This window comes from Pseudomonas sp. Pseusp10 (assembly GCF_059492225.1).
The window spans coordinates 3,033,222-3,058,007 of the sequence record NZ_CP168528.1 but is presented as its reverse complement, the minus strand read 5'-3'; the positions used below and the strand labels follow the sequence as shown (position 1 = coordinate 3,058,007).

General features: G+C 60.4%; 23 protein-coding genes and 11 pseudogenes. 20 read left to right on the top strand and 14 right to left on the bottom strand.

Annotation, left to right across the window (positions count from 1 at the left end):
* Positions 1-40: 40 nt before the first annotated feature.
* Positions 41-370: a hypothetical protein gene (locus tag ACEN8Z_RS13835; protein ID WP_008002624.1), complete on the bottom strand. Its 330-nt coding sequence runs from the start codon at positions 368-370 to the stop codon at positions 41-43.
* A 182-nt stretch (positions 371-552) separates the two neighbouring features.
* On the opposite strand from ACEN8Z_RS13835, the gene potE reads away from it, so the two are divergent.
* The 8 genes and pseudogenes from potE to ACEN8Z_RS13795 all read left to right on the top strand — a co-directional run bounded on the left by potE (position 553) and on the right by ACEN8Z_RS13795 (position 9,719).
* Positions 553-1,962: a putrescine-ornithine antiporter gene (potE, locus tag ACEN8Z_RS13830; RefSeq protein WP_495598001.1), complete on the top strand. Its 1,410-nt coding sequence runs from the start codon at positions 553-555 to the stop codon at positions 1,960-1,962.
* Positions 1,959-4,228, top strand: a pseudogene (locus ACEN8Z_RS13825) (Orn/Lys/Arg family decarboxylase). The gene potE and the pseudogene ACEN8Z_RS13825 overlap by 4 nt, the downstream one beginning before the upstream one ends.
* A gap of 177 nt (positions 4,229-4,405) precedes the next feature.
* Complete coding sequence (locus ACEN8Z_RS13820) at positions 4,406-4,807, top strand: hypothetical protein (RefSeq protein ID WP_495598000.1); 402 nt, start codon at positions 4,406-4,408, stop codon at positions 4,805-4,807.
* Positions 4,807-5,346 carry an HD domain-containing protein gene (locus tag ACEN8Z_RS13815; RefSeq protein ID WP_495597999.1) on the top strand — a complete coding sequence of 180 codons (540 nt, stop codon included), beginning with the start codon at positions 4,807-4,809 and terminating at the stop codon, positions 5,344-5,346. The genes ACEN8Z_RS13820 and ACEN8Z_RS13815 overlap by 1 nt, the downstream gene beginning before the upstream one ends.
* A 202-nt stretch (positions 5,347-5,548) precedes the next feature.
* Positions 5,549-5,827, top strand: coding sequence for a DUF3303 domain-containing protein (locus ACEN8Z_RS13810; RefSeq protein WP_008002635.1), 279 nt, complete (start codon positions 5,549-5,551; stop codon positions 5,825-5,827).
* A 215-nt stretch (positions 5,828-6,042) separates the two neighbouring features.
* Positions 6,043-7,656 (top strand): arylsulfatase, encoded by a 1,614-nt coding sequence (locus tag ACEN8Z_RS13805; protein WP_495597998.1) that lies wholly within the window; start codon positions 6,043-6,045, stop codon positions 7,654-7,656.
* Between the two features lie 69 nt (positions 7,657-7,725).
* On the top strand, positions 7,726-8,994 hold the full coding sequence (locus ACEN8Z_RS13800; protein WP_495597997.1) for an OmpP1/FadL family transporter: 1,269 nt from the start codon (positions 7,726-7,728) through the stop codon (positions 8,992-8,994).
* A 50-nt stretch (positions 8,995-9,044) separates the two neighbouring features.
* Entirely contained in the window at positions 9,045-9,719 is a 675-nt protein-coding gene (locus ACEN8Z_RS13795) for a DUF3313 domain-containing protein (RefSeq protein WP_495597996.1), read from the top strand.
* Positions 9,720-9,880: 161 nt separating this feature from the next.
* On the opposite strand, the gene ACEN8Z_RS13790 is transcribed toward ACEN8Z_RS13795, so the two are convergent.
* On the bottom strand, positions 9,881-10,597 hold the full coding sequence (locus ACEN8Z_RS13790) for a tellurite resistance TerB family protein (RefSeq protein ID WP_495597995.1): 717 nt from the start codon (positions 10,595-10,597) through the stop codon (positions 9,881-9,883).
* Positions 10,598-10,857: 260 nt separating this feature from the next.
* Between ACEN8Z_RS13790 and pcsA the strand changes: the two genes are divergently transcribed.
* Positions 10,858-11,580, top strand: coding sequence for a phosphatidylcholine synthase (gene pcsA / locus ACEN8Z_RS13785; protein ID WP_495597994.1), 723 nt, complete (start codon positions 10,858-10,860; stop codon positions 11,578-11,580).
* Positions 11,581-11,582: 2 nt separating this feature from the next.
* On the top strand, positions 11,583-11,969 hold the full coding sequence (locus ACEN8Z_RS13780) for a DUF488 family protein, N3 subclade (RefSeq protein ID WP_108231858.1): 387 nt from the start codon (positions 11,583-11,585) through the stop codon (positions 11,967-11,969).
* Between the two features lie 140 nt (positions 11,970-12,109).
* On the opposite strand, the pseudogene ACEN8Z_RS13775 reads toward ACEN8Z_RS13780, so the two are convergent.
* A pseudogene (locus tag ACEN8Z_RS13775) lies at positions 12,110-12,235 on the bottom strand (SAM-dependent methyltransferase); the annotation flags it as partial.
* Between the two features lie 12 nt (positions 12,236-12,247).
* Between ACEN8Z_RS13775 and ACEN8Z_RS13770 the strand changes: the two are divergent.
* A pseudogene (locus ACEN8Z_RS13770) lies at positions 12,248-12,319 on the top strand (DUF488 domain-containing protein); the annotation flags it as partial.
* A gap of 133 nt (positions 12,320-12,452) precedes the next feature.
* On the opposite strand, the pseudogene ACEN8Z_RS13765 reads toward ACEN8Z_RS13770, so the two are convergent.
* Positions 12,453-12,569: pseudogene (locus ACEN8Z_RS13765) on the bottom strand (SAM-dependent methyltransferase); the annotation flags it as partial.
* 3 nt (positions 12,570-12,572) lie between these two features.
* Here ACEN8Z_RS13765 and ACEN8Z_RS13760 point away from each other — a divergent pair.
* Positions 12,573-12,653 (top strand): annotated as a pseudogene (locus ACEN8Z_RS13760) (DUF488 domain-containing protein); the annotation flags it as partial.
* Between the two features lie 133 nt (positions 12,654-12,786).
* Here the strand turns inward: ACEN8Z_RS13760 and ACEN8Z_RS13755 are convergent.
* Positions 12,787-12,903 (bottom strand): annotated as a pseudogene (locus tag ACEN8Z_RS13755) (SAM-dependent methyltransferase); the annotation flags it as partial.
* 3 nt (positions 12,904-12,906) lie between these two features.
* Between ACEN8Z_RS13755 and ACEN8Z_RS13750 the strand changes: the two are divergent.
* Positions 12,907-12,987: pseudogene (locus tag ACEN8Z_RS13750) on the top strand (DUF488 domain-containing protein); the annotation flags it as partial.
* A 133-nt stretch (positions 12,988-13,120) separates the two neighbouring features.
* Here ACEN8Z_RS13750 and ACEN8Z_RS13745 read toward each other — a convergent pair.
* Positions 13,121-13,237, bottom strand: a pseudogene (locus ACEN8Z_RS13745) (SAM-dependent methyltransferase); the annotation flags it as partial.
* 3 nt (positions 13,238-13,240) lie between these two features.
* Here ACEN8Z_RS13745 and ACEN8Z_RS13740 point away from each other — a divergent pair.
* Positions 13,241-13,321: pseudogene (locus tag ACEN8Z_RS13740) on the top strand (DUF488 domain-containing protein); the annotation flags it as partial.
* A gap of 133 nt (positions 13,322-13,454) precedes the next feature.
* Here the strand turns inward: ACEN8Z_RS13740 and ACEN8Z_RS13735 are convergent.
* Positions 13,455-13,571 (bottom strand): annotated as a pseudogene (locus tag ACEN8Z_RS13735) (SAM-dependent methyltransferase); the annotation flags it as partial.
* Positions 13,572-13,574: 3 nt separating this feature from the next.
* Here ACEN8Z_RS13735 and ACEN8Z_RS13730 point away from each other — a divergent pair.
* Positions 13,575-13,655: pseudogene (locus ACEN8Z_RS13730) on the top strand (DUF488 domain-containing protein); the annotation flags it as partial.
* A gap of 133 nt (positions 13,656-13,788) precedes the next feature.
* Here the strand turns inward: ACEN8Z_RS13730 and ACEN8Z_RS13725 are convergent.
* Both ACEN8Z_RS13725 and ACEN8Z_RS13720 read right to left on the bottom strand, forming a co-directional pair.
* Positions 13,789-14,601: a class I SAM-dependent methyltransferase gene (locus ACEN8Z_RS13725; RefSeq protein WP_495597993.1), complete on the bottom strand. Its 813-nt coding sequence runs from the start codon at positions 14,599-14,601 to the stop codon at positions 13,789-13,791.
* Positions 14,602-14,645: 44 nt separating this feature from the next.
* Entirely contained in the window at positions 14,646-14,915 is a 270-nt protein-coding gene (locus tag ACEN8Z_RS13720) for a DUF4242 domain-containing protein (protein ID WP_007995963.1), read from the bottom strand.
* A gap of 180 nt (positions 14,916-15,095) precedes the next feature.
* Here ACEN8Z_RS13720 and ACEN8Z_RS13715 point away from each other — a divergent pair, with 180 nt between their 5' ends.
* Both ACEN8Z_RS13715 and ACEN8Z_RS13710 read left to right on the top strand, forming a co-directional pair.
* Complete coding sequence (locus tag ACEN8Z_RS13715; protein ID WP_495597992.1) at positions 15,096-16,073, top strand: AraC family transcriptional regulator; 978 nt, start codon at positions 15,096-15,098, stop codon at positions 16,071-16,073.
* Between the two features lie 76 nt (positions 16,074-16,149).
* Positions 16,150-16,611 (top strand): GNAT family N-acetyltransferase, encoded by a 462-nt coding sequence (locus tag ACEN8Z_RS13710; RefSeq protein WP_495597991.1) that lies wholly within the window; start codon positions 16,150-16,152, stop codon positions 16,609-16,611.
* Positions 16,612-16,628: 17 nt separating this feature from the next.
* Here the strand turns inward: ACEN8Z_RS13710 and ACEN8Z_RS13705 are convergent, their stop codons facing one another.
* From ACEN8Z_RS13705 to ACEN8Z_RS13695, 3 genes are all read right to left on the bottom strand, one after another.
* Positions 16,629-17,846, bottom strand: a complete 1,218-nt coding sequence (locus ACEN8Z_RS13705) for a cytochrome c biogenesis protein DipZ (protein WP_495597990.1) — start codon at positions 17,844-17,846, stop codon at positions 16,629-16,631.
* Between the two features lie 146 nt (positions 17,847-17,992).
* The gene (locus tag ACEN8Z_RS13700; protein ID WP_495597989.1) at positions 17,993-18,247 is read right to left on the bottom strand and encodes a hypothetical protein; all 255 of its coding nucleotides are present in this window, start codon (positions 18,245-18,247) and stop codon (positions 17,993-17,995) included.
* A 48-nt stretch (positions 18,248-18,295) separates the two neighbouring features.
* The gene (locus tag ACEN8Z_RS13695) at positions 18,296-18,559 is read right to left on the bottom strand and encodes a DUF2790 domain-containing protein (RefSeq protein WP_495025113.1); all 264 of its coding nucleotides are present in this window, start codon (positions 18,557-18,559) and stop codon (positions 18,296-18,298) included.
* Positions 18,560-18,865: 306 nt separating this feature from the next.
* On the opposite strand from ACEN8Z_RS13695, the gene ACEN8Z_RS13690 reads away from it, so the two are divergent.
* From ACEN8Z_RS13690 to ACEN8Z_RS13680, 3 genes are all read left to right on the top strand, one after another.
* Positions 18,866-19,606 (top strand): response regulator, encoded by a 741-nt coding sequence (locus ACEN8Z_RS13690; protein WP_102701714.1) that lies wholly within the window; start codon positions 18,866-18,868, stop codon positions 19,604-19,606.
* Positions 19,603-20,919 (top strand): ATP-binding protein, encoded by a 1,317-nt coding sequence (locus tag ACEN8Z_RS13685; RefSeq protein WP_495597988.1) that lies wholly within the window; start codon positions 19,603-19,605, stop codon positions 20,917-20,919. The genes ACEN8Z_RS13690 and ACEN8Z_RS13685 overlap by 4 nt, the downstream gene beginning before the upstream one ends.
* A 771-nt stretch (positions 20,920-21,690) precedes the next feature.
* Positions 21,691-22,992 (top strand): IS4 family transposase, encoded by a 1,302-nt coding sequence (locus ACEN8Z_RS13680; protein ID WP_495598127.1) that lies wholly within the window; start codon positions 21,691-21,693, stop codon positions 22,990-22,992.
* Positions 22,993-23,051: 59 nt separating this feature from the next.
* Here the strand turns inward: ACEN8Z_RS13680 and ACEN8Z_RS13675 are convergent, their stop codons facing one another.
* Positions 23,052-23,810, bottom strand: coding sequence for an HvfC family RiPP maturation protein (locus tag ACEN8Z_RS13675; RefSeq protein WP_495597987.1), 759 nt, complete (start codon positions 23,808-23,810; stop codon positions 23,052-23,054).
* On the bottom strand, positions 23,803-24,645 hold the full coding sequence (locus ACEN8Z_RS13670) for an HvfB family MNIO-type RiPP peptide maturase (protein ID WP_495597986.1): 843 nt from the start codon (positions 24,643-24,645) through the stop codon (positions 23,803-23,805). The genes ACEN8Z_RS13675 and ACEN8Z_RS13670 overlap by 8 nt, the downstream gene beginning before the upstream one ends.
* Positions 24,646-24,786 lie beyond the last annotated feature (141 nt).

Genomic DNA, 24,786 nt, shown 5'->3' with positions numbered 1-24,786 from the left:
GCCCACACGGAGGTCGAGCCGACCGGTGCCCGCTTTCTCTTTACTTTCGCGCCAACTTGTACCTGACACAGTCCTCATAAAAGCTCTGCCGTACAGCAGTCGGCTTCAATCGCGACGGACTGTCATAAGTTTGTTCTGTAATGCCAAGTGCCATCATGCGCATCCAGGATTTGGCGAACTTGTAGACCTGGATTTTCTGGCGGGCAGCATACAGTGAAACGCCCGAGAGCTTGAGTTCCTGCGCCCTTGCAGCAGTGCCCGCCCCCCAACTGCACATGTACTTATCATTGCTGGCCAGTTCTTTGGCTTGAGCCGAATGAGCTATACCCGCAACAACTAGCGGAATTAACGCGATCCATATCTTGCGCATCTTGACCTATTTAAGCGGTTGAAAATGAACTAATTTTGCTGAGGATTTTTAAACTTGGGGGCCAGCATCGTGCCTTTTCTGCAAATTAATGCAAAAAAGAAATGGATAACGCCATTTCTTGCGAGTTTTCAATCCTTTGCTATAGCTAAGACTCTCAATCGCCAACTAAGTGAGGCAATGGAATGTCAGTCGCAAAGAAAATGAGTGTGGGGCAACTGACAATGTTGACCGCCGTCAACATGTTGGGGTCAGGTATTGTGCTACTACCAACAAAACTGGCGGAAGTCGGTGCAATTTCGATCCTTTCCTGGCTGGTGACGGCCACTGGCTCACTCGCTCTGGCCTACGCCTTTGCGCGATGCGGGATGCTCAGCCGCAAGACCGGCGGCATGGGCGGTTATGCCGAATACACGTTCGGTAAGGCGGGTAACTACATCACCAACTACACCTACGGTCTGTCGCTGTTGATCGCCAACGTGGCGATCAGTATTACCGCGGTCGGCTATATCCAGGTGTTGTTCGGGATAAAACTCGATTCCCTTCAAGTAGGTCTGGCGACTATTGCCCTGTTGTGGATCACCACCTTCGCCAACTTTGGCGGCGCGCGCATTACTGGCCGCATTGGCGCGATCACGGTCTGGGGTGTGATTGCACCGGTGGTGCTGGTATCCACGGTGGGCTGGTTCTGGTTCGACAGCAGCGTTTACGCTGCTGGCTGGAATCCCCACGACAAGGGCTGGTTCGAAGCGGCCGGTGCCTCGGTGGCGATTACACTGTGGGCCTTCCTCGGGCTGGAATCGGCTTGCGCCAACACCGACGCGGTGGAAAACCCTGAGCGCAACGTACCGATCGCGGTGCTGGGCGGCACCCTGGGTGCGGCGGTGATCTACATCGTCTCCACCAACGTCATCTTCGGTATCGTCGGCAACGAAGAACTGGTCGCGTCCACCGCGCCGTTCGGCCTGGTGTTCGCCAAGATGTTCACCCCAATGGTCGGCGACATCGTGATGGCGGCCATGGTGCTCGCCTGCATCGGTTCGCTGCTGGGTTGGCAGTTCACGATTGCCCAGGTGTACAAAAGCTCGGCCGACACCGGTTACTTCCTGTCGATCTTCGCCAAGGCCAACAAGGCGGGTACGCCGATTGTCGGCATGCTGGTACTGCTCGCCGCACAGACCGCACTGGCCCTGCTCACCATCAGCCCCGACCTGAGCAAGCAGTTCGACACCCTGGTCAACCTCGCGGTGGTGACCAACCTGGTGCCTTACATCCTGTCCATGGCCGCGCTGATGACCATGCAGAAAGTCTCCAACGTGCCGGAAGGCAAGGCACTGGTGACCAACGTCATTGCCCTGATCGCGGCGGCCTACAGCTACCTGGCGCTGTACAGCTCCGGTGAGCAGGCCCTGATGCTGGGCGGCGTGGCCACGATCGTTGGTTACACCCTGTTCGGTTTCGTCAACAACCGTCTGATCCGTCTCGAAGCTCTCAACAACAGCGTACCGACGCAAACCGTCAGCGCGCGGCACCTCACTGCCGAGCCAGTGCCGGTGAACAATCTGAGTAAAACCACTATGGAGGTTCAAGCATGACGGAATATAAACACTCGCTGGGCATGCTGGCGCTACTGGTCAGCAGCCCGCCAGACAAGCGAACGGTGTTTGGCCGCGCCCTGGATCAACTGGTCCACGACGTAGAGGGACGTGGTGTCAGCGTACTGGCCTCGGAAAGCCTCACCGATGCCGCCTCGATCCTGCGTTCGGACCCCGCCATTCAATGCGTGCTCATCCGTTGGGAAATGGACACCAGCGAAGGCCACGCCGACTGCACCAAATTGCTGGTCAAGCTGCGCGAGCGCAACACCCGGGTGCCGGTGTTCCTGATCAGCGACCGCACCACCGCGTCGAGCATTCCGTTGCTGGTCATGCAACACGCCGACGACTTCATCTGGCTGCCCGAGGACACCTCCCGCTTCCTCAGCGGGCGCATCCTGGCGGCCATCGAACGCTATCGCCAGGCCGCCCTGCCGCCGATGTTCGGCGCGCTGGTGAAGTTTGCCCGCAACTATGAATACTCGTGGCACACCCCCGGCCATGCCGGCGGCACGGCGTTCCTGAAGAGCACCGCGGGCCGGGCCTTCTACGAGTTCTTCGGCGAGAACCTGCTGCGTTCCGACCTGTCGATCTCGGTTGGCGAACTCGGTTCGCTGCTCGATCACAGCGGCCCTATCGGCCAGGGTGAACGCTATGCCGCCAAGGTCTTCGGCGCCCACCGCACTTACTACGTGACCAACGGCTCGTCGATGTCCAACCGCGTCATCCTCATGGCCAGCGTCACGCGCAACCAGATCGCCCTGTGCGACCGCAATTGCCACAAGTCCGCCGAGCATGCGATGACCCTGTCCGGGGCGATTCCGACCTACCTGGTGCCGACCCGCAACCGCTACGGCATCATCGGCCCGATCCTGCCGAAGGCGTGAAAACCGCCATCGCCAACAACCCGCTGGTCAAGCAAGGCATCGACCCGACGCCGGTGCACGCCATTATCACCAACTCCACTTACGACGGCCTGACCTACAACGTCACCCGCGTCGAAGAGCTGCTGGGTGAAAGCGTCGACCGCCTGCACTTCGACGAAGCCTGGTACGGTTATGCGCGCTTCAACCCGCTATACAGCGGACGCCATGCCATGCACGGCAACCCGGCCGATCACGACAAGTCCAAGCCGACCGTGTTCGCCACCCAGTCGACCCATAAGTTGCTGGCCGCCCTGTCCCAGGCCTCGATGATCCACGTGCGCGACGGCCGTAACCCGATCGAGCATGCACGCTTCAACGAGTCGTACATGATGCACGCCTCCACGTCGCCGAACTACGCGATCATGGCGTCCTGCGACGTCAGCTCGGCAATGATGGAAGCGCCGAGCGGACAGATCCTCACCAACGAGTCGATCGAAGAAGCGATCAGCTTCCGCCAGGTTCTCTCGCGCATGCATAACGAAATGCTGAGCAAGGACGACTGGCTCTTCACCTGCTGGCAACCACCGACCGTACAGGTTGGCGCAGCGACCGTGCCGTTCCATGAAGTCGACCCGGCTACGCTTAAAACCGATCCGAACTGCTGGGTCCTGCACCCGAACGCGGTATGGCACGGCTTCGGCGACATCGAAGATGGCTACTGCATGCTCGACCCGATCAAGGTCTCGGTGCTCAGCCCGGGCATGGGCGACGACGGCAACCTGCTCGCCAATGGCATCCCCGCCTGCGTAGTCACCGCGTACCTGGGGCGCCAGGGTATCGTGGTGGAGAAAACCACCGACTTCACCATCCTGTTCCTGTTCTCCATCGGTATCACCAAAGGCAAGTGGGGCACGTTGCTCAACGCCCTGCTCGACTTCAAGCGCGACTACGACGACAACGCCGAGCTGGAGCTGTGCCTGCCCGACCTGTACAACGCCAACCAGCAACGCTATGCCGGCATGGGCCTCAAGGATCTGGCCGACGAAATCTTCGCCGCCATGAAGAAACACAAGACCACCGCCAACATGTCCCAGGCCTTCGGCACCCTGCCAAAAGCCGAATTCAGCCCGGTGGAGGCCTACGAAAAACTGGTGCGCAACGACATCGAACTGGTGACCCTCAACGAAGCTGCCGGGCGCCTCGCCGCCACCGGTATCGTGCCGTATCCACCTGGCATCCCGTTGCTTATGCCGGGTGAGAACGCAGGGCCTGCGGACGGTCCGTTGCTGGCGTACCTCAAGGCGCTGGAAGCGTTCGACAGATCCTTCCCCGGCTTCACCCATGACACCCACGGGATCGAAGTCGAGGACGGCGTTTATCGGATGCTGGTACTGAAGTGAGTTAGCCAGGTTCACCGCAACCTCTGTAGGAGCGAGCTTGCTCGCGAAGGTGTGTCAGTCGACATCGACTTAGCTGACACTCCATCGCGAGCAAGCTCGCTCCTACAATGGATCGCACGCGCCCCCCAAAAAATCCCTATGGGCAAACTCAATCACGGCGCTCTATGATTGATCCCCATGACCACCACCGCTCCAATTCGCTCACCCTGCCCGCCCGGCGCATGCGACTGCGGGCGTGACCCGTTGCTGGAAACACCGGGGGCGGACCTGCGCATTCTGTTTCTGACCCGCAACGAAGAAAAACGCCTGATCGAACGCCTGGAGAACCTGCAGAGCCTGAGCGATCTGGAGCACCTGCAACGGCGCATGTTCGAACAGTTGGGCATTCGCGTGGACATCGCCCCCGGCTTCAACGAAGTGCGCACCATGCGTGGCATCGGCATCCAGATCGGCGAACTGCCGGGGCTGTGCCGCAAGACCCGCGCCAATATCCCAGCCGCCATTCGCCGGGCCATGGAGAAGCGACCGGAGATTGCCTACGAGCTGCTCAATGCCAACGACCTGTTGCGTGACGCCTGATGAAGCCCATTCTCGATTTCCCCCTCACCGACAAGATTCTCACCTCGTTCGCACTGGCCATCGGTGCCGACCTGCAGGGCTACCGCAACCACATTTACCGGGTGCTGAATTTCCATACCGCCCTCAACGGTACCGAAGGCCTGCCCTCTGAGGCCGTACAAATCGCGGCGGCGTTTCATGACCTGGGCATCTGGACCGATGACACCCTTGACTACCTGCCCCCGTCCATTGCCCTGGCCACTGAGTACCTGGACAGCCAGCAACGACCGGAACTGAAGGATGAAGTCAGCGCGTTGATACTTGAACATCACAAGCTGCGCCGCTATCGTGGCGCCTACGCCAACAGCGTCGAACCCTTCCGTCAGGCCGATCTGGTGGATGTGTCCCTGGGACTGGTCCGTTTCGGCTTGCCCCGCCCCTTCATCAAAACCGTGCAGTCGGCCTTTCCCGATCATGGTTTTCACTCGATGCTGGTGAGGCTTTCAGCAAAGCAATTCGTCCGCTCGCCGCTGCGGCCGCTGCCCATGTTTCGCTGGTGAAACAGGCGTCTTTTACCCCCTCGAAAATGCACCGGAACAGGATCAGCGGTCGTACATGAATCGCGGGGCACTGCTATGCCTTCCTTGGGAGATTTTGCCGCAAGCCAGCAGGACGGAGCTGGAAACCCAAGCGTGGCCACGGCCCCGGCGCCAGCCAGGTACGCGCAGAACACAGGTGCCAGTGCGCAACAGGAGGTGGCCGATGTTATTCATCGTCAGTTGGACAATCAGCCCTGACAACCGTGATGCCGCAATCGCACGTTTTCTCAAGACCGGTGGCGCGCCGCCCGCAGGCGTCACCATGCACGGACGCTGGCACGCCGTAGGGAGTTCGGCCGGCTTCGGTATTGCCGAGGCGAGTGATTTGGTGCCGATTCAAAAGTGGGTGCTGGAGTGGAATGACCTGATGAGCATGGACGTGCACGCCGCATTGACCGATGAGCAAATCGCACCATTGCTGGCCGCCACTGCCGGCCGGTAATGACGATGAAGGCGGCGAGTATCGCTCGCCGCCCGATTCGACCGGCGCCTTTGCCGGTACGCCATTTCGGTGCAAGTGCCTGAAACGCTGACTTCCTGACTATTCAATACTGGATATTTCGCAATTCAAACCTACGCTCTTCGCGGGGGTTATGAATTTCAACGGCGGCTGGGGGCGCGTCTCTATGTACTAACGCAAGTACGCAGGAGCTCGACATGAACCGGACAACCTTATCCTCGATCTTCGCCATCCCCCTGTTGCTGCATGCAATGGCATTTCCTGGCCTGACCCTGGCCGCAGACAAAGCCCCCAACATCCTGGTGATCATGGGCGACGATATCGGCTGGTCGAATATCGGCGTCTACAATCAGGGCATGATGGCGGGCAGAACGCCCAATCTCGACCAACTCGCGAATGAAGGCATGCGTTTTACCGACTACTACGCCGAAGCCAGCTGCACCGCCGGACGCGCCAACTTCATCACCGGCGAACTGCCGATTCGTACTGGCATGACTACTGTCGGCCAGGCGGGCTCGCCTGTGGGTATTCCCGCCGAAGCCGTCACCATCGCGACCACCCTCAAGGCCATGGGGTATGCCACCGGCCAGTTCGGCAAAAACCACTTGGGCGACCTGAATCAGTTCCTGCCCACCGTCCACGGTTTTGACGAATTCTTCGGCTACCTCTATCACCTCGACGCCATGGAAGACCCGGCGCACCCCAATTATCCGAAGGAACTGCTGGAAAGCGTCGGCCCACGCAACATGGTCCACAGCTGGGCCACCACCACCGATGACGCCACCGTGATGCCGCGCTGGGGCAAGGTCGGCAAGCAGAAAATCGAAGACGCCGGCACGCTCTATCCGGACCGGATGAAAACCGTCGACGACGAGATTCGCGACAAGGCCTTCTCTTTCATCGACAAGGCCAAACAGGACAACAAACCGTTCTTCGTCTGGCTCAACCCGACCCGCATGCACATCGTCACGCACCTGTCCGACAAGTACCAGGCCATGCGCAACTCGGAGAATGGCTGGTCGGAACAGGAAGCCGGCATGGCGCAGCTCGATGACATCGTCGGCGATGTCCTGGCGAAGCTGAAAAAAGACGGTATGGACGACAACACTATCGTGATTTTCACCACCGACAACGGCGCGGAAAACTTCACCTGGCCCGATGGCGGCGCGACGCCGTTCGCCATGGGCAAAGGCACGGTCATGGAAGGCGGCTTCCGGGTACCGGCGATCATTCGCTGGCCGGGCAAAGTACCGGCCAACCAGGTCGCCAACGGCATCATGTCCGGCATGGACTGGTTCCCGACCCTGGTCGCGGCGGCGGGCAACCCGAACATCAAGGCAGAGCTGCTCAAAGGCAAACAATTGGGCGACACCACCTACAAAGTTCACCTGGACGGCTATGATCAAACTCCAATGATCACCGGAAAAGGTCCGTCGAACCGGCATGAAATCTTCTACTTTGGAGAGAGCGCCCTGGGTGCGATCCGCATCGATGACTTCAAGTACCGCTTCATCGATCAGCCCGGAGGCTGGCTGGGGGCCAAGGTCACGCTGGACGTGCCGATCCTGACTAACCTGCGCCTCGACCCGTTCGAACGCGCTGGATGGCCGGAGAACATGGCGGCCAATGGTTCGCTGGAGTATTTCGAGTGGTTCAAATTCCAGTTCTGGCGTTTTGTGTTTGTGCAGCAACAAGTGGTCAAACTGGCCGAATCAGCCGTGGAGTTTCCGCCGATGCAGAAAGGTGCAAGCTTCAATCTTGAAGCGGTCAAGGCCAAGATCGAAGCGGCCCGGGCCGCCATGGCCAAGTAAACAGCCGAAACCGTGGGTGGCCGGCACAAGTCACCCACATTAAAAATGGACATTTGCCGAGGTTGTTACATGCGCACAAGCACACTGGCCCTACCTGCCTGTACATTACTTGCACTGTGCTGCCAGCCAGCCTGGGCCGGCGGCATCCTGCTCTATGAAGTCGGTACCGATAACGCCGGCCTGGCCAACGCCGGTGCCGCGGCCCGCGCGCAAGGCCCTTCGACCATCGCCAGCAACCCCGCCGGCATGAGCTACCTGCCAGGCACACAAATCACCGCCGGCTTGCAGGTTCTATACGGCGATTTGAGCTTCGACCGCGACGCCGGCACCAGCGTCCAGGGCACTGGCAGCGGCAATGCCCTCGATCCGATTCCCGGTGGCAGCTTTTTCATCAGCCATGAACTGGACGAGCACTGGAGCGTCGGTTTCGGCCAGTACGGTGACTTCGGCCTGGCGGTCAATTACGACAACGATTGGTCAGGCCGCTACTTCGCGCAGAACTCCAGCCTGCTCGGCCTGTCGCTGGTACCGAGCGTGGCTTATCGCTTCAACGAGCAGTGGTCGGTTGGCCTGGGCATCAAGGCCATGTACGGCATGTTGAAGGCAGACACTGCCATCGACCGCTCCCCTTTCGGCTTCACTGACCGCTCTGACGGCCAATTCAAGTACAGGGACAACACCTGGGGCTATGGCGCCAACGTGGGCGTGATCTACGCCCCGCAACCCGGCACGCGCATCGGCCTGACCTACACCAGCCAGGTTGATCTGGACTTCGAGGACCGGCTCGATGTGAAGGGCGATGGACGTCTGCTCGAGCGCGTCAACAACACCAACACCGAACTCGACATGAAGGTGCCGCAAACCGTAACCCTGAGCCTGTTCCAGCAACTGGACCGGCAATGGGCGCTGCTGGCCTCGGCCAACTGGCAGGACTGGTCCGAGTTCGGCGACATCGCCGTGGAGGTCGACACCACGGCGTCTGGAGCGCAATCGACTACGGTCGACGCCGGCTTCAAGGACACCTGGCACCTCTCCCTGGGCGCGCAATACCAGGCCACCGAGCAGTGGTTGTGGAACTTCGGCGTGGCCTACGACAGCAGCGCCGTCTCGGACAGCAATCGCAGCGTGGTCGTGCCGATGAATGAATCCTGGCGCATTGCGACAGGAGCCACCTATGCTCTGAACAAGGACACCGATGTCAACGTCAGTTGGGCCATGGTCTGGCTAGGCGACATGCCGGTTGACCAGGCAAAAACCGTATCGGGCAATCGAATTTCCGGTCAATTCGACAGTGCCTGGATTCAAGCCTTGGCCGGGAATATGACCTGGCGCTTCTGATGTCTTGTAAACGTAAGAACGACGATTTCATCCAAGGAGTACACACCACTATGAATCTGTCCCGAAAACTGCTCGTCGGCGCCGCGCTGGCCGGTCTGTTACTAGGCGGTTGCACCTCGAAAGTCACTGAGAAAACGCAATATTCAGGCTTCCTGTCCAACTACAACAACCTGCAGGAAGTCCAGACGCCGAGCGGCGGAACCGCGATGCGCTGGGTCAGCCCTTCGTGGAACGCGAATGCGTATGACACCGTGGTGTTCAACAAACTGGAGCTCTACCCTGCCCCCAAACCCAATGAGCGAGTCAACCAGCAGACGCTGGCCGACATTCAGAACTACATGACCAACAAGGCCAAGACCACACTGGGCCAGAAGTACCGTGTAGTGTCCAATTCCTCCTCCGCACCGGCGGGTTCCCGGTCCCTGATCATGCGTGCGGCGATTACCGGGGTCAGCGCCGAAAACGAAGGCATGAAGTGGTATGAAGTGGTCCCCATCGCAGCCGTAGTCGGGGCAACACAGGCCGCCACCGGTCACCGTGACCAGGAAACCATTCTGTTCATCGAAGCCGAGTTCATCGACGCGAAGAGCAACCAGACCGTGGCCAAAGTGGTACGCAAGGTGTTTGGCACCGCCCTGGAAAATGAGAGCCAGAAGGTTACCGCCAAGGACTTCAAGGCGGCGATCGACAAAATGGGTACCGACTTCCAGGCGTTCCTGAAGTAACACGCTCTTGTGGCGAGGGCGCTTGCTCCCTCGCCACATGGAGTCCGGCCTGAGCTGTTTTTTCATCCCGACCCGCCGGCGCATCCCGGTGGTGATCACCTGCCGAGACTTGTACCGCTCCACCCACGGGGGGGCGTTACGTTTCTGCCGCCGACGCCAATTCAGGCACCGCCCCTGGCCTGCTGCTCCAGATGCAATTGCAGCTGCGGCTCGATCTGCAACGCCGCTGCCAGTTCATCCAGATAATTACGCTCGGCGTCCTGCTGGTCATCCACCAGCAGGACGCTGGCCAGGTACATCTCCGAGGCCATGGCAGAGTCGGTGGCCGACTGCGCGACTTCATTGGCGTCCAGTGGCTTGGCGACCTCGTCGTCCAGCCATTGCTGCAGCTGCGGATCGTCGGTGTGACGGCCGATTTCAGTGCTGATCATCTGCTTCTCGGCGTCATCGATCCGGCCATCGGCCTTGGCCGCGGCTATCAACGCCCGCAGGATCGCATGGCTGTGCTCCTCGGCCTCAGGGCCAGCCAGCAAGTCCACCGTGCGCGGCGCCTCTTGCGGTGCCGACGCCTGACTGCGCTGCCAGGCCTGGTATGCCTGGAACGCCATCATGCCGAGGGACGCCAGCGCTGCGTAACTGGTACCGCTACCGGATCGGCTTTGTGGTGCACCACCCATCGGCGAACCGCCGCCGAGCAAACCACCGAGCAACCCGCCCAACCCTGCGCCACCGCCACCAGCACCACCGCCCAACAAGCCGCCGAGCAATCCACCCAGGTCGCCGAGCCCGCCCTGGGCCGACGCGCCAGCGCTGCCCTGTTGCGCCATCGAGCCCTGACCGGCGCGCAATAATTGTTCGAGCAGATCGCTGGTATTCATGACGCTTGTCCTCTTTTGCAGGGGGTTCATCCAGTCAGGCAACGATAGCCCCCGACGGCGAATGTGCCAGCACCGTTGGGCTGACGCGCCCTCGCTACCGCGGATTTATCCGGGGTATTTTTTGCCGGCGCAGCTAAGATTCATAGGTGGTGAACCTTCTTCCCGGATACCCGGTCGATACCTGCAACCCGACCCGGTTTGCCACCGCCCCTGTACGCGGGGTGATAACTGGCTTGCTTCATTTACTGGAGAACGCCCCTGTGATTTCAACCCTGTACATCGCCAGACTCAAAGCATGGGGCGCCCATGGCTTTACGGCCACCGGCGTGGTCACCGCTTTCCTGGCCACCCTGTCGCTGCTGGATAACCAGCCGACCCATTGCCTGCTGTGGCTGGGTGTCGCCCTGATCGTCGACGGGCTGGACGGTGCACTGGCGCGCAAGGTCAATGTGCAGTCGGTGCTGCCGAGCTTCGATGGCTCGATCCTCGACCTGGTGATCGACTACCTGACGTATGTGTTTATCCCGGCACTGTTCATCTATCGCTACATCCCGTTGCCGGACTACACCTTGCTGCTGAGCGTGTCGCTGATCCTGGTGTCGTCGCTGTTCTGCTTCTGCAACGTCAACATGAAGAGCAAAGACAACTACTTCCAGGGTTTCCCCGCCGCCTGGAACGTGGTTGCCCTGTGCCTGTACATCATCGCCCCGTCACCGTGGATCACTTTCGTCACGGTCATTGGCCTGGCCCTGCTGACCGTGACCCGGATGAAATTCCTGCATCCGTTCCGCGTGCGCCGGTTCATGCCGATCAACATTGCGGTGACGGCCATCTGGTTGCTGTGCAGCTTGTCGTTGGTGCTCAACCACCCGCTGATCAACCCGTTGGTGATGGGGCTGTGGCTGCTGATGTCGGCGTACTTCCTGGGCATTTGCTTGTGGCGTACGGCACTCGAGTGGCTCGACGAATCGCGGCTCAAGTAGCCATGGCGGTCCATATCGTTCAACTCGGATCACCCCGTCGCCCCGACGAAGGGTTACGCCTGGGCACGGTACGCCGCCCTCCCCGTGGCGTACCGAAAGCCGAATTCGCCCGTCGGGATTTTTATGATGTCTGGCAGCCGCTGCTATCGCCCAGTGCGCAATTGGTGGCCGAAGCCAAGGCCGCGCAAGATGCCAGGGCCTGGGAAGTGTTCCGGCGCAAATTCAAGGCCGAGATGAACCAGCCCGCTGCCAGTCAGATGCTTGACCTGCTGGCCGCACTGTCCCATCAGACGTCCCTGGCCGTGGGATGTTATTGCGAGGATGAAGCGCATTGTCATCGGTCGGTGTTGCGCGAGTTGCTGGAGGCGCGGGGGGCGAAGGTTATTTAGCTTGTCTGAACACTGCCCCCTTGTAGGAGCGAGCTTGCTCGCGATGGACTCGAAAACACCGCGTGCATCCAGAAATCACGCGTAATCGTTATCGACCATCGCGAGCAAGCTCGCTCCTACAAGGGGTTATGCATGGCCCTTCAACGTCGCGTTATCACCACCTCCAGGTATTCACTCGGCACCACCAGCGATTTGTCGCCCGCCCGGTTCATCCGGTTGATCAGCTCGGTCAGGTCGGTCAGGTCGGTCTCCAGGGCCTTGGCGCCATCTGCGGGCGCGAGGATGAAGCGCATTGTCATCGGTCGGTGTTGCGTGAGTTGCTGGAGGCGCGGGGGGCCGAAGTGATTTAGATGCCAAGACCACCACACAATCCCTGTGGGAGCGAGCTTGCTCGCGATAGCGGTGTATCAGACACAGCACTTGTGACTGGACGACCGCCATCGCGAGCAAGCTCGCTCCCACAGAGTTTTGCATTGTTACCAATCAACGCCGCGTGATCACTACCTCCAGGTATTCACTCGGCACCACCAGCGATTTGTCGCCCGCCCGGTTCATCCGGTTGATCAGCTCGGTCAGGTCGGTCTCCAGGGCCTTGGCGCCATCTGCGGGCGCGAGGATGAAGCGCATTGTCATCGGTCGGTGTTGCGTGAGTTGCTGGAGGCGCGGGGGGCCGAAGTGATTTAGATGCCAAGACCACCACACAATCCCTGTGGGAGCGAGCTTGCTCGCGATAGCGGTGTATCAGACACAGCACTTGTGACTGGACGACCGCCATCGCGAGCAAGCTCGCTCCCACAGAGTTTTGCATTGTTACCAATCAACGCCGCGTGATCACTACCTCCAGGTATTCACTCGGCACCACCAGCGATTTGTCGCCCGCCCGGTTCATCCGGTTGATCAGCTCGGTCAGGTCGGTCTCCAGGGCCTTGGCGCCATCTGCGGGCGCGAGGATGAAGCGCATTGTCATCGGTCGGTGTTGCGTGAGTTGCTGGAGGCGCGGGGGGCCGAAGTGATTTAGATGCCAAGACCACCACACAATCCCTGTGGGAGCGAGCTTGCTCGCGATAGCGGTGTATCAGACACAGCACTTGTGACTGGACGACCGCCATCGCGAGCAAGCTCGCTCCCACAGGGTTTTGCATTGCTACCAATCAACGCCGCGTTATCACCACCTCCAGGTATTCACTCGGCACCACCAGCGATTTGTCGCCCGCCCGGTTCATCCGGTTGATCAGCTCGGTCAGGTCGGTCTCCAGGGCCTTGGCGCCATCTGCGGGCGCGAGGATGAAGCGCATTGTCATCGGTCGGTGTTGCGCGAGTTGCTGGAGGCGCGGGGGGCCGAAGTGATTTAGATGCCAAGACCACCACACAATCCCTGTGGGAGCGAGCTTGCTCGCGATAGCGGTGTATCAGACACAGCACTTGTGACTGGACGACCGCCATCGCGAGCAAGCTCGCTCCCACAGGGTTTTGCATTGCTACCAATCAACGCCGTGTGATCACCACCTTCAGGTATTCACTCGGCACCACCAGCGACTTGTCGCCCGCCCGGTTCATCCGGTTGATCAGCTCGGTCAGGTCGGTCTCCAGGGCCTTGGCGCCATCTGCGGGCGCGAGGATGAAGCGCATTGTCATCGGTCGGTGTTGCGTGAGTTGCTGGAGGCGCGGGGGGCCGAAGTGATTTAGATGCCAAGACCACCACACAATCCCTGTGGGAGCGAGCTTGCTCGCGATAGCGGTGTATCAGACACAGCACTTGTGACTGGACGATCGCCATCGCGAGCAAGCTCGCTCCCACAGGGTTTTGCATTGTTACCAATCAACGCCGCGTGATCACTACCTCCAGGTATTCACTCGGCACCACCAGCGACTTGTCGCCCGCCCGGTTCATCCGGTTGATCAGCTCGGTCAGGTCGGTCTCCAGGGCCTTGGCGCCATCTGCGGACAGCGCAGCGAAGGCTTTGTGTACCGGTCCGTACCAGTCGCGGAAGGTGTCGATGAAATGCGCCGCCGAGCGATAGCGGAAATTGAACGTGCGGCGCGTCACCTGGAGCAGGAATTCACGCTCGTCGAAATGCTCGTGCAGCCAGGCTTCGTTGCCCCAGCGTGAGGGCGGATTTGCACCTGGAGGGGGCGGCAGGTGCTGGCCCAGAGTCTTGAACATCTGGCCGACGAAGCCTTCAGGCGTCCAGTTGGCCAGGCCGATCCGCCCACCCGGGCGGCAGACTCGCGCCAACTCTGCGGCGGCCTTGGGCTGGTCCGGCGCGAACATCACGCCGAAGGTCGACAGTACGGCGTCGTAACTCGCATCGGCGAACGGCAAGGCTTCGGCATCGGCAACCTGGAAGGTGACGTTAAGGCGCTCTGCCTGGGCCCGCTCTTCGCCGCGCTCCAGCAAGGCAGCGACATAGTCGGTGGAGGTCACCTGGCAACCACGGCGCGCCGCAGCGAGGGTCGCGTTGCCGTTGCCGGCGGCAACATCGAGCACGCGTTCATCGCACAACAGGTCGCAGGCTTCGGCCAGTTGCTCGCCGACGATCTGCAGGGTGGTACCGATTACGGCGTAGTCACCGCTGGCCCACGAGGCCATCTGGCGGTTTTTCAAGGCTGTCAGATCAATGGGTGTACTCATGGAGACTATCTCTGGGTTGAAACACGAATCGGGTCCGGTCGCGGTTACTCCGCCGTCGTCGGATCGATGATGTTCATGACCTGGGAAATGCGGTTGGCGGGAAAACCACTGATCCTGGCGTGCTCCTGGATCTGCGCCTCGCTCGGCGAGATGTACACGCAATAGAGCTTGTCGCCGGTGACATAACTCTGCAGCCACTGCACCTCCGGCAATTCACGCAACGCCCGGCAGGACTTTTGCGAAGCGGCTTTCAAATCCCTTTCCGACAGAGCTCCGGCGCCCTGGATCTCACGTTCAATGACGAACTTCGGCATGGCAACCTCTCTTTTCTTGTTGTGGGTGGCAGGGCCGGCACAGACCCTGTGAACCAACTATCGTCCTGACGGGCGCTGGCGTCCTGCCCGATCGTCGCCCAAGCCTGCCCGATCGTCCGGAGATTCCAAGTTGCGCGCCGAGACGTTCACAATCAGGAACCCTCCCACGGGGAAACCGCTATGGACGCTCTGTCACAGACCCTGCGCGTCGTGCACCTGGTCGGCGCGATCTTTATCAATGCCCGGTTCACCGCGCCCTGGTGCTACCAGTCGCCCAGCGCCGATACAGCGGCGCCGTTTCTGGAGCCCGATGCGGAACGGGTGGTGATCTTCCACTTGATCACCGAAGGCGAGTGTTACGTGGAACTGGGCGATGACCCGCCGCTGCTCCTGAGTGCTGGCGACGTGGTGATCTTCCCCCAGGGTGACGCCCATCGCATGTGCTCCCGACCGGGGTTGCCCCCTGCCAGCGGTGCGCGACTGGATGCGGTGCTGGCACGACGACCCCGGCAACTGAGCTACGGCGGAGGTGGCGCGGTCACCCGCCTGGTGTGTGGCTACCTGGCGTGCGACACGCGCCTGGCGGGCATATTGCTCAAGGGATTGCCCGCTGTGGTGCGGGTCAATGTGCGCGGTTCGAACGCCGGTATCTGGCTGGAATCTTCCGTGCGCTACGCCCTCGCCGAAGCCCGCTCGCCCCGCCCCGGCGGCGAAGGGGTATTGGCCAAACTGGCCGAAGTGCTGTTCATCGAGGTGTTGCGCCTGTACATGAACGAACAGGGCGAAGGGCGCACGGGCTGGCTGGCCGGTGTGCGCGACCGGATTGTCGGCGCTGCCCTCAACGCCTTGCACAAAAGACCCTGCCACGCCTGGACACTGGACGAACTGGCACGCACCGCCAGCACGTCGAGATCGGTGTTGGCCGAACGCTTCCAGCAACTGGTAGGGATGTCGCCGATGCAGTACTTGACGCAATGGCGCATGTTGCTGGCCGCTAATCTGTTACGCAGCAGCAACAGTTCATTGACGCGGATCGCCGAAGAAGTCGGTTACCAGACCGATACCGCCTTCAGCCGGGCCTTCCGTCGCGAGTTCGGTGCGCCGCCGGCGGCGTGGCGGCGCGGTCAGGCGACCTCGAATCACTTGAGCAGTCGCTGAACCGGCAGGGGCGACAGCACCGCCCAGGCCCGCTACTCTCGCTACCCAGCGACTGAACTCTGAAAGGACTCATCACATGGCACCCCGCCTGGACTGGCTTGCTCGACATATGCAGCACAGCAATACATTCGCTTCGTGGATCCACCGGCAGTTCCACTACGAATACGCCGGACAGCCCCTGTCCGACTGGCAACGGGAATTCGCCGAAGGCCAAGACAACGGCGACTGGAAGTGCCTGATCGCCCTCGACCACGACGAACTGTTGGGCGGTGCAGCGCTGGCCAAGGCTGACCTGACCCATCGCCCGAATCTGGGGCCCTGGCTCGCTTGTGTGTTCATCACTCCCGAGGCACGCGGCAAGGGCTTGGCGGAGCGTTTGATCCAAGGGATTTGCGCACAAGCCAAAGCCAACGGCGAGAAGAGGATCTACCTGCACACCCAGGACCAGAGCGCTTATTACGCCAGGCGCGGCTGGGTTGTGCAGGAGCGTTTTCAGGCATGGGAAAAAGATCAATGGCTCATGGCGCGAGACCTGTGAGCCATTGATCGAATGGTTCAAGCCGCTGGCGCGCTGGCCCTGGCCTCCTCCAGCAACTGCTGAATCATTTTTTCCTGCGTGTCGTAGCTGCCTTCACCGAAGTGGGTGTAACGCACCTGCCCCTTGGCATCGATCAGGTAGTGCGCCGGCCAGTACTGGTTGTCGAAGTTGCGCCAGATCGCGTAGTTGTTATCGATTGCCACCGGGTAGGTGATGCCGTATTCCTTCACCTTGGCCCTGACGTTGTCGATGATGCGTTCAAAGCCGTATTCAGGCGTGTGCACGCCGATCACTACCAGTCCGTCCTTTTCATATTTCTTCGCCCAGTCCTTCACGTACGGCAGGGTGTGCTTGCAGTTGATGCAGTCGAAGGTCCAGAAGTCCACCAGCACCACTTTGCCTTTCAGGGCTTCGTTACTCAGTGCGGGCGAGTTGAGCCAATCCACTGCGCCGGACAGCGAGGGCATGGCGCCTTGGGCGTTGTCCATGGCGCTGTCGGCCTTGACCTTGCTGACCAGGTAATCGACGACTTTCGGCACGGTTTCCAGCACGCCTTTCTCCACACGGCTGACACCTTCCGATGAGGTGTTGGCCAGCAACAGGTCATTGGCACCCGTGGCGATCACCGCCGCACCGGCCAGCACCGCAACCCCGGCGCCCCGACGCAACCAGCCAGTGACCGGGATCGACGGTTTCAAACGATTGACCAGGCCGCGACCGGCAAAGATCAACGTGCCCAGGGACAACGCACTGCCCGCGCCATAAGCCACCAGCAGCAGACTGGTGCCGGCGTTCGCGCCTTGCAGCATGGCACTGGTGAGAATCACCCCGAGGATCGGTCCGGCGCACGGCGCCCAAAGCAGCCCGGTGGCGACACCGATCATGATCGAAGCCAGAGGTCCGGACATTTTGCGCGAGTCCGGGTCGATGCGATTGCCCAGCAGCACGAAAGGACGAGCCAGCCAGTCACCGACCCGGGCGGAAATCAGCGACAGGGCGAACAGCACCATCACGAACAGGGCGACGTGGCGGCCGGTGTTGCTGGCCTGTATCACCCACTCAGTGCTGACCACGGCCAGGCTGGAGACCAGGGCAAAGGTCAGGACCATACCGCCGAGGGTCAGCAGGATCGAGGAGCGTGTGCGGTCGGCACCGGCAAACAGGAAGGGCACGACCGGCAGGATGCACGGGCTGAGGACGGTCAATATGCCGCCCAGGAAAGCGATGAGTAACATGGGATCACCTAAGACAAATCAGAGGGCGACACACAATCAATGTGGGAGCGGGCTTGCCCGCGAAGAGGCCGGTACATTCAATAGAGATGTCACCTGCAAGGCCGCCTTCGCTGGCAAGCCAGCTCCCACAGTGGATTGGGGTGTTTTCAAGCTGTCTGCTCATCCAGCAACTGCCCCTGAGGCGTGCGGCTGGAACCGTTCTCGGCAAGCATCTGCCCTTGCGGCGTACGGCTGGAACCGTCTTGTGCAAGGAAGCCATGGGTGCCCTTCTCTGCCACCGGCGTGAGCTGGAAGCAGGTGTTGCTGGCGCAGGCGCTTTGTTCGACAGCAGCGTTGGCATGGGCTGCTGCACCGGCGACGGCAAAGACGATGGCGGTCAGGTAGCGGGAAACGTTATTCATGATGGTCTTCCTGTTTCAAATGGATTAAGTAGTCGTTTATCGCGACACTCAGTTTTCCGAGTTGCAGTTGTCAGCCAACTTGCGGTAATCCAGCACTTGGGTCTTGGACTGGGAGTCGAGGTACGTCAGCCGCGCATTCACCACGCCGCAGGACGGTGTAGTGTCCTCGGTCAGCGACACCACTTTCTTGATGTCAAGTTGGGTGCCGTAGGTGTAGGTTTTTGGAGCGACATCGGCTTCGGCGCGGGCCGACAGGGTGCAGATGTTCAGGGCGGCAAACAGGCAAGCGGCGTAGATGGCTTTGGTGTTCATGGCGAGTTCCTCAAGGTTTCAACAGGTTGATCGTTGGTTGATCCGAGGCGGTCTGATTTGCCTCGATGGAACCTATTAAAAGCCTGCGAGGTATCTCGTCTGTGTCGGGAATCGGCGCGAATCAATCGGTTCGTATCAGAACGGGGCCTGGATACACAGCAATACAAAACCGCTGAAAACCGGCTTTTTTGCCTTCGTGTGTATCCGCAGGCAAGCCAGATACACTGCAATACAAAGGGCGGCAGGCGAGCCCGCCCGAGCTCGATAGACTGTGTGGCATTCCCCATTTATCAGAGGTTTGGCCCAATGGATCACGTTGATCACATCCTCATCGTTGACGATGACCGCGAAATCCGCGAACTGGTTGGCAACTACCTGAAGAAGAACGGCCTGCGCACCACGGTCGTGGCGGACGGACGGCAGATGCGCGCGTTTCTGGAAACCACCCCGGTGGACCTGATCGTGCTGGACATCATGATGCCGGGGGACGATGGCTTGCTGCTCTGCCGCGAGTTGCGCGCCGGCAAACACAAGACCACGCCAGTGCTGATGCTCACCGCCCGCAACGATGAAACCGATCGCATCCTCGGCCTGGAAATGGGCGCCGACGACTACCTGGTCAAGCCGTTCGCTGCCCGTGAACTGCTGGCGCGGATCAACGCGGTGCTGCGGCGTACACGCATGCTGCCGCCGAACCTGGTGGTGACCGAAGCCAGCCGCCTGTTGGCCTTCGGCCGCTGGCGCCTGGACACCTCGGCCCGTCACCTGCTCGATCAGGACGGCACCATGGTGGCCCTGAGCGGTGCCGAATATCGATTGCTGCGGGTGTTTCTCGACCATCCGCAACGGGTGCTCAACCGTGATCAATTGCTGAACCTGACCCAGGGCCGCGACGCCGACCTGTTCGACCGCTCCATCGATCTGCTGGTCAGTCGCCTGCGCCAGCGCCTGCTGGACGACGCCCGCGAACCGGCCTACATCAAGACCGTGCGCAGTGAAGGCTATGTATTTTCCCTGCCGGTGGAAATCCTGGGCGATCAATCATGACGCAGGCGTTACATTGGCCGCGTACCCTGGCCTCGCGGCTGTCGCTGATTTTCCTGATCGGCCTGATCCTCGCCCAGGCGCTGTCCTTCGGCGCGCAGTATTACGAGCGCTACGAATCCTCGAAAAACACCATGCTCGGCAACCTGGAAACCGATGTTTCCACGTCCATTGCCATCCTCGACCGCTTGCCCGCCGAAGAGCGGGCCGGTTGGCTGCAGCAACTGGAGCGACACAACTACAGTTACCTGCTCAATGAGGGTTCGCCGGGCACCCCCATCAGCACCGACATGCCCGATGCGCCCATTGCCATCGCCTCGATCAAGGACGCCATCGGCCACGATTACCCGATGACCTTTACCGATATCCCCGGGCCGAAAAAGCACTTTCAAGTGCATCTGAACCTGGCGGACGGCAGCCCGCTGACCATCGACGTGCGCCCCGCAATGGTCCCGTTGTCGCCCTGGCTGCCCATCGTGTTGCTCGGGCAACTGGCGCTGATGCTGGCCTGCTCCTGGCTGGCGGTCAGAATCGCCATCCGCCCCCTCACCCGCCTCGCCGGTGCCGTCGAAACCCTGGACCCCAACGCCCATCCCGTGCTCCTGGACGAAAAAGGCCCGACCGAAGTCGCCCACGCTGCCAAGGCCTTCAACTCGATGCAGGCACGCATCGCGGCGTACTTGAAAGAACGCATGCAATTGCTCGCAGCGATTTCCCACGACCTGCAAACCCCGATCACCCGCATGAAACTGCGCGCCGAGTTCATGGACGACTCCAGCGAAAAAGACAAACTGTGGAACGACCTGGGCGAGATGGAACACCTGGTGCGCGAAGGCGTGGCCTACGCCCGCAGCATCCACGGCGCCACCGAAGAAAGCCGCCGCACCGACCTCGACTCGTTCCTCGACAGCCTGGTGTTCGACTACCAGGACATGGGCAAGGACGTGCGGCTCGAAGGCAAGAGTGCAGCCGTCATCGACACCCGCCCACACGCCTTGCGCCGGGTGCTGGTCAACCTGACGGACAACGCATTGAAGTTTGCCGGTGCTGCCGAGTTGCGGGTGGAAAAACAGGCCGATGGCAACCTGTCGATCAAGATCCTTGATCGTGGCCCGGGGATTGCCGAGGAAGAACTCAAGCAAGTGATGGAACCGTTCTACCGCGTGGAAAACTCCCGCAACCGCAGCACCGGCGGCACCGGACTGGGGCTGGCGATTGCCCAGCAACTGGCGATAGCGATTGGTGGGTCGTTGACCTTGAGCAATCGTGAGGGTGGCGGGTTGTGTGCGGAGCTACGATTGCCAGTGCAGCCGTAAAAGAATCGTCGGCTGGCAGGCAGCCATCGCGGGCAGGCCCGCTCCCACAATTGGATCGAGTACATTCGGTAGAAATTGGTCGGCTGGAAGGCAGCCATCGCGAGCAGGCTCGCTCCCACAATTTGACCGAGTACACTCGGTAGAAATTGGTCGGCTGGAAGGCAGTCTTCGCGAGCAAGCCCGCTCCCACAATTGGACCGAGTACACTCGGTAGAAATTGGTCGGCTGGAAGGCAGCCATCGCGAGCAGGCTCGCTCCCACAATTGGACCGAGTACATTCGGTAGAAATTGGTCGGCTGGCAGGCCGCCATCGCGAGCAAGCTCGCTCCCACAGAAGAGCAACGGCCGGTCGGCGTACGCCCACGCTCTTCACCACTCATCAGGCCGAGCGTTAGCTCGCCTGCAGCTTTTGATCTTGATCCACCCGCCCCCTCGGCAGGCTGAGTGGAGGTGTTCATCCGGGGATGGGCGCGCAGCGCCGTTCGACGCAGTCGAACTCATTGCATGTAGGTCGCGCGAAGCCGACCGGAGGGCAATGCCCCCGGATGAATGCCGGAGCGAAGGAACCCCGAGCCTAAGCGAGGGGCCGTACGTAAGGGGCGAGCGTTTTTTGGGTTACTTTTTTTAGGCGCTTGTAAAAAAAGTGACTCGCCGTAAGGGCCATCCCTTTCAAGGTCTTAGGTAAAATCCCCTGAAATTTCAGTCAGGGATACCCGAAAGATGTGGGCCGATGTTCTAGCTCGATTCGAAAAAAAAGCACCTGCCAGCGTCATGGCCAAATTGGCGCTGGAGCAGGCTATTGCCCCTGAGTGGGTCGATCAGGTTTTCGAAGAACATCGGCAACGGCAGTATTCTCGTGAACTATTGTTCTCGACCATCATCAAGCTGATGTCCCTTGTTTCATTAGGCTTGAAGCCATCCCTGCACGCCGCCGCACGGCAACTGGAAGATCTTCCTGTCAGCTTGGCAGCCCTTTACGACAAGATCAGTCGTACCGAGCCTGCGCTGTTGCGCGCCTTGGTCACGGGCTGTGCACAACGCCTGACGCCAACCATCAAGGATCTGGGTTGCACGACGATGCTGCCGGGGTGGCAGGTTCGGGTAGTGGACGGTAATCACTTGGCCTCCACTGAGAAGCGTCTGGGGGCTTTACGCCACGAGCGCGGCGCCGCTCGTCCCGGTTTTTCGGTGGTTGTCTACGACCCCGACCTGGATCAGGTCATCGACCTTCAGGCGTGTGAGGATGCCTATGCAAGCGAGCGTGTTTGTGTGCTGCCTCTATTGGCCGATGCCGAACCGGGCCAGGTGTGGCTGGCTGATCGACTCTACTGCACGCTGCCGGTCATGGCAGCGTGTGAGCAGGTCCAAACCTCCTTTGTGATTCGTCAGCAAGCCAAGCACCCGCGCTTGATTCAAGAGGGTGAGTGGCAAGCGCCCGTACCTGTGGAAACAGGCACGGTCCGTGAGCAGATCATCCAAGTCAGAGGCGGTTACCAATGTCGGCGCGTCGAACTGACGCTTCATTCGCCAACGGACTCGGGTTACAGCAGCTTGATGTTCTGGAGCAACCTGCCTGAAAGCATCAGTGCGCAGCAGATCGCGGAACTCTATCGCCGTCGCTGGAGCATTGAAGGCATGTTCCAGCGGCTGGAAGCGATCCTGGAAAGTGAAATCGAAACCCTTGGCAGCCCGAAGGCTGCCTTGCTCGGATTCACCACGGCGGTATTGGCCTACAACGTCCTGGCCGTACTCAAACGAAGCGTCGAGCAAGCCCATCGGGATACTCAGCCTGAAGGTTGGGAGGCCTCGACCTACCATTTGGCGGTTCAGATCCGAAGTGGTTATGAAGGCCTGCAGATTGCGCTGCCCTCGGAACATCTTCCCGTTATCCCTGCGGAAAAACTGGCCCAGCGTTTGTTGGAACTGGCCAAAAACATCCAGCCAAAACAAGTTGCGAAAAGTCCCCGTGGCCCCAAGGTGCCCAAGCCCAAGACATGGGTCCAAGGCACCGCGGTGCATGCGCATGTTTCAACGGACCGGGCAATCAAGGCCGCCAAAACGAAAAGACCTTGAAAGGGATGGCCGTAAGGGCGAAACCATAAGTCGTCGTTACCAAACAAATGGATATGTACTCAATCAATACCCCCCACAACCCCCTCCCCATGCATCTGCCGCAACAACCCCAAACCACCCTCGAAAAACACCAAAGAACCGACCTGCCCCGCCTCGACCGCCAATCCTTGCAGCTGCTCACGCCCAGTCAGCTCTGGAAACTCGCCAATCCGCTGCAACAACCGCCACGCTAACGGACTCAACTCGGAAAACTTCACACTCCAGTCCTCGGCACGACGCACCAGCAACAACGTCGGCTGAGCCGGTAAAACGTCAGGCTGATAATCCGGTCCCACTTGTTGCACCGGCCAGGCGTAAGCCAACGGCCAAGCCAACGGCGACACTTGCAACGGCCGATCCAGCAACAACCCGGCATCACCCGCTGCCAACGGCTCGGCCTCGGACTGTTGCAGCGCCATTTCCACCCACTCGTAATGCGCCAGCTCCACCATGAAAGGTGGCCACGGTCCACCGGTCAACGCCTCAGGCCCGGTCGCGAGGAACTCGACAAACTCCTGAGCGATCTCACCAAATTTCGGTGTACGGGCGCGGTAGTCCCGCAGAAAGATCCGCACCAGTGAACGCCAGCGTTCATCGCCCAGAATCCTCACCAACACAGGAAAGGTACCACTGAGCAGCGAAGACAGATTGGCGAACACCAGATCACGGTAAACCTGTGCCCGCACCGGGTCCATTTCGGTGGGTGGCGCGCAATGCTCGGGGTCTCGCAGGTATTGGCCCATGATGCTTTGCTGTTGGTGCAGCGAATGTTTATCCACGGTTCACGCCCTCCTGTTGCAAGCGGCGAATGGTCTGCAATTCCGCCACCAGCTCGGTGAATGCCGGAAAGTTGAAGTCCCGCTCAAGCAAGGTCGGTTGTGCGCCAAACCGGGCATACGCCTGCTCCAGCAACGACCACACCACCGGTTTGACCGAAGCACCATGGGTGTCGATTTTCAAGGTGTCGGATTCGTCGAAATGCCCGGCAATGTGCATGGCCACCACCCGGCCCGAATCGATGCCGGCGAGAAACGCCTGCGGATCGAAGCCGTGGTTGATCGAATTGACGTAGACATTGTTGACGTCCAGCAGCAGGTCGCAGTCGGCCTCACGCAGCACGGCATTGGTGAATGTCACCTCATCCATGTCCTGTTGGGGCGCGGCGTAATAGGAAACGTTTTCCACCGCCAGGCGCCGACCGAGGATGTCCTGGGCCTGACGGATCCGCGCAGCGACGTGGTGCACCGCTTCTTCGGTGAAAGGCAACGGCAACAGGTCGTACAGGTGACCGTCATCACTGCAGTAACTCAGGTGCTCGCTGTACAGCGGCACGTTGTAGTGATCGAGGAAGCTGCGAACCTCTTGCAGAAAATCGACGTCCAGCGGCGACGGCCCACCCAGGGACAGGGACAAGCCGTGACAGGACAACGGATAGCGTTCGGCCAGGGCCCGCAATGCGGCGCCGTGGGCGCCGCCGATGCCGATCCAGTTTTCCGGCGCGACTTCCAGAAAATCGAAATCGCCTGACGGCGCGGCCTGGAGGTCTTTCATTAAACCGCGGCGCAGGCCCAGGCCGACGCTGGCCTTGGCTTCTGGGGGAATGGAGGTCTGCATGGTGTCGATCTCACAAGATGTTCAAGGACGCGAGCCGGTGCCCGCCATGAGACACAGTTAATCGAAGGGGTGTATCGGGACTGTGTTCGGCTGGGGCCGGAATAAGAGGTCACTGTGTCAAAAAGGGGTCTGGATACAGTG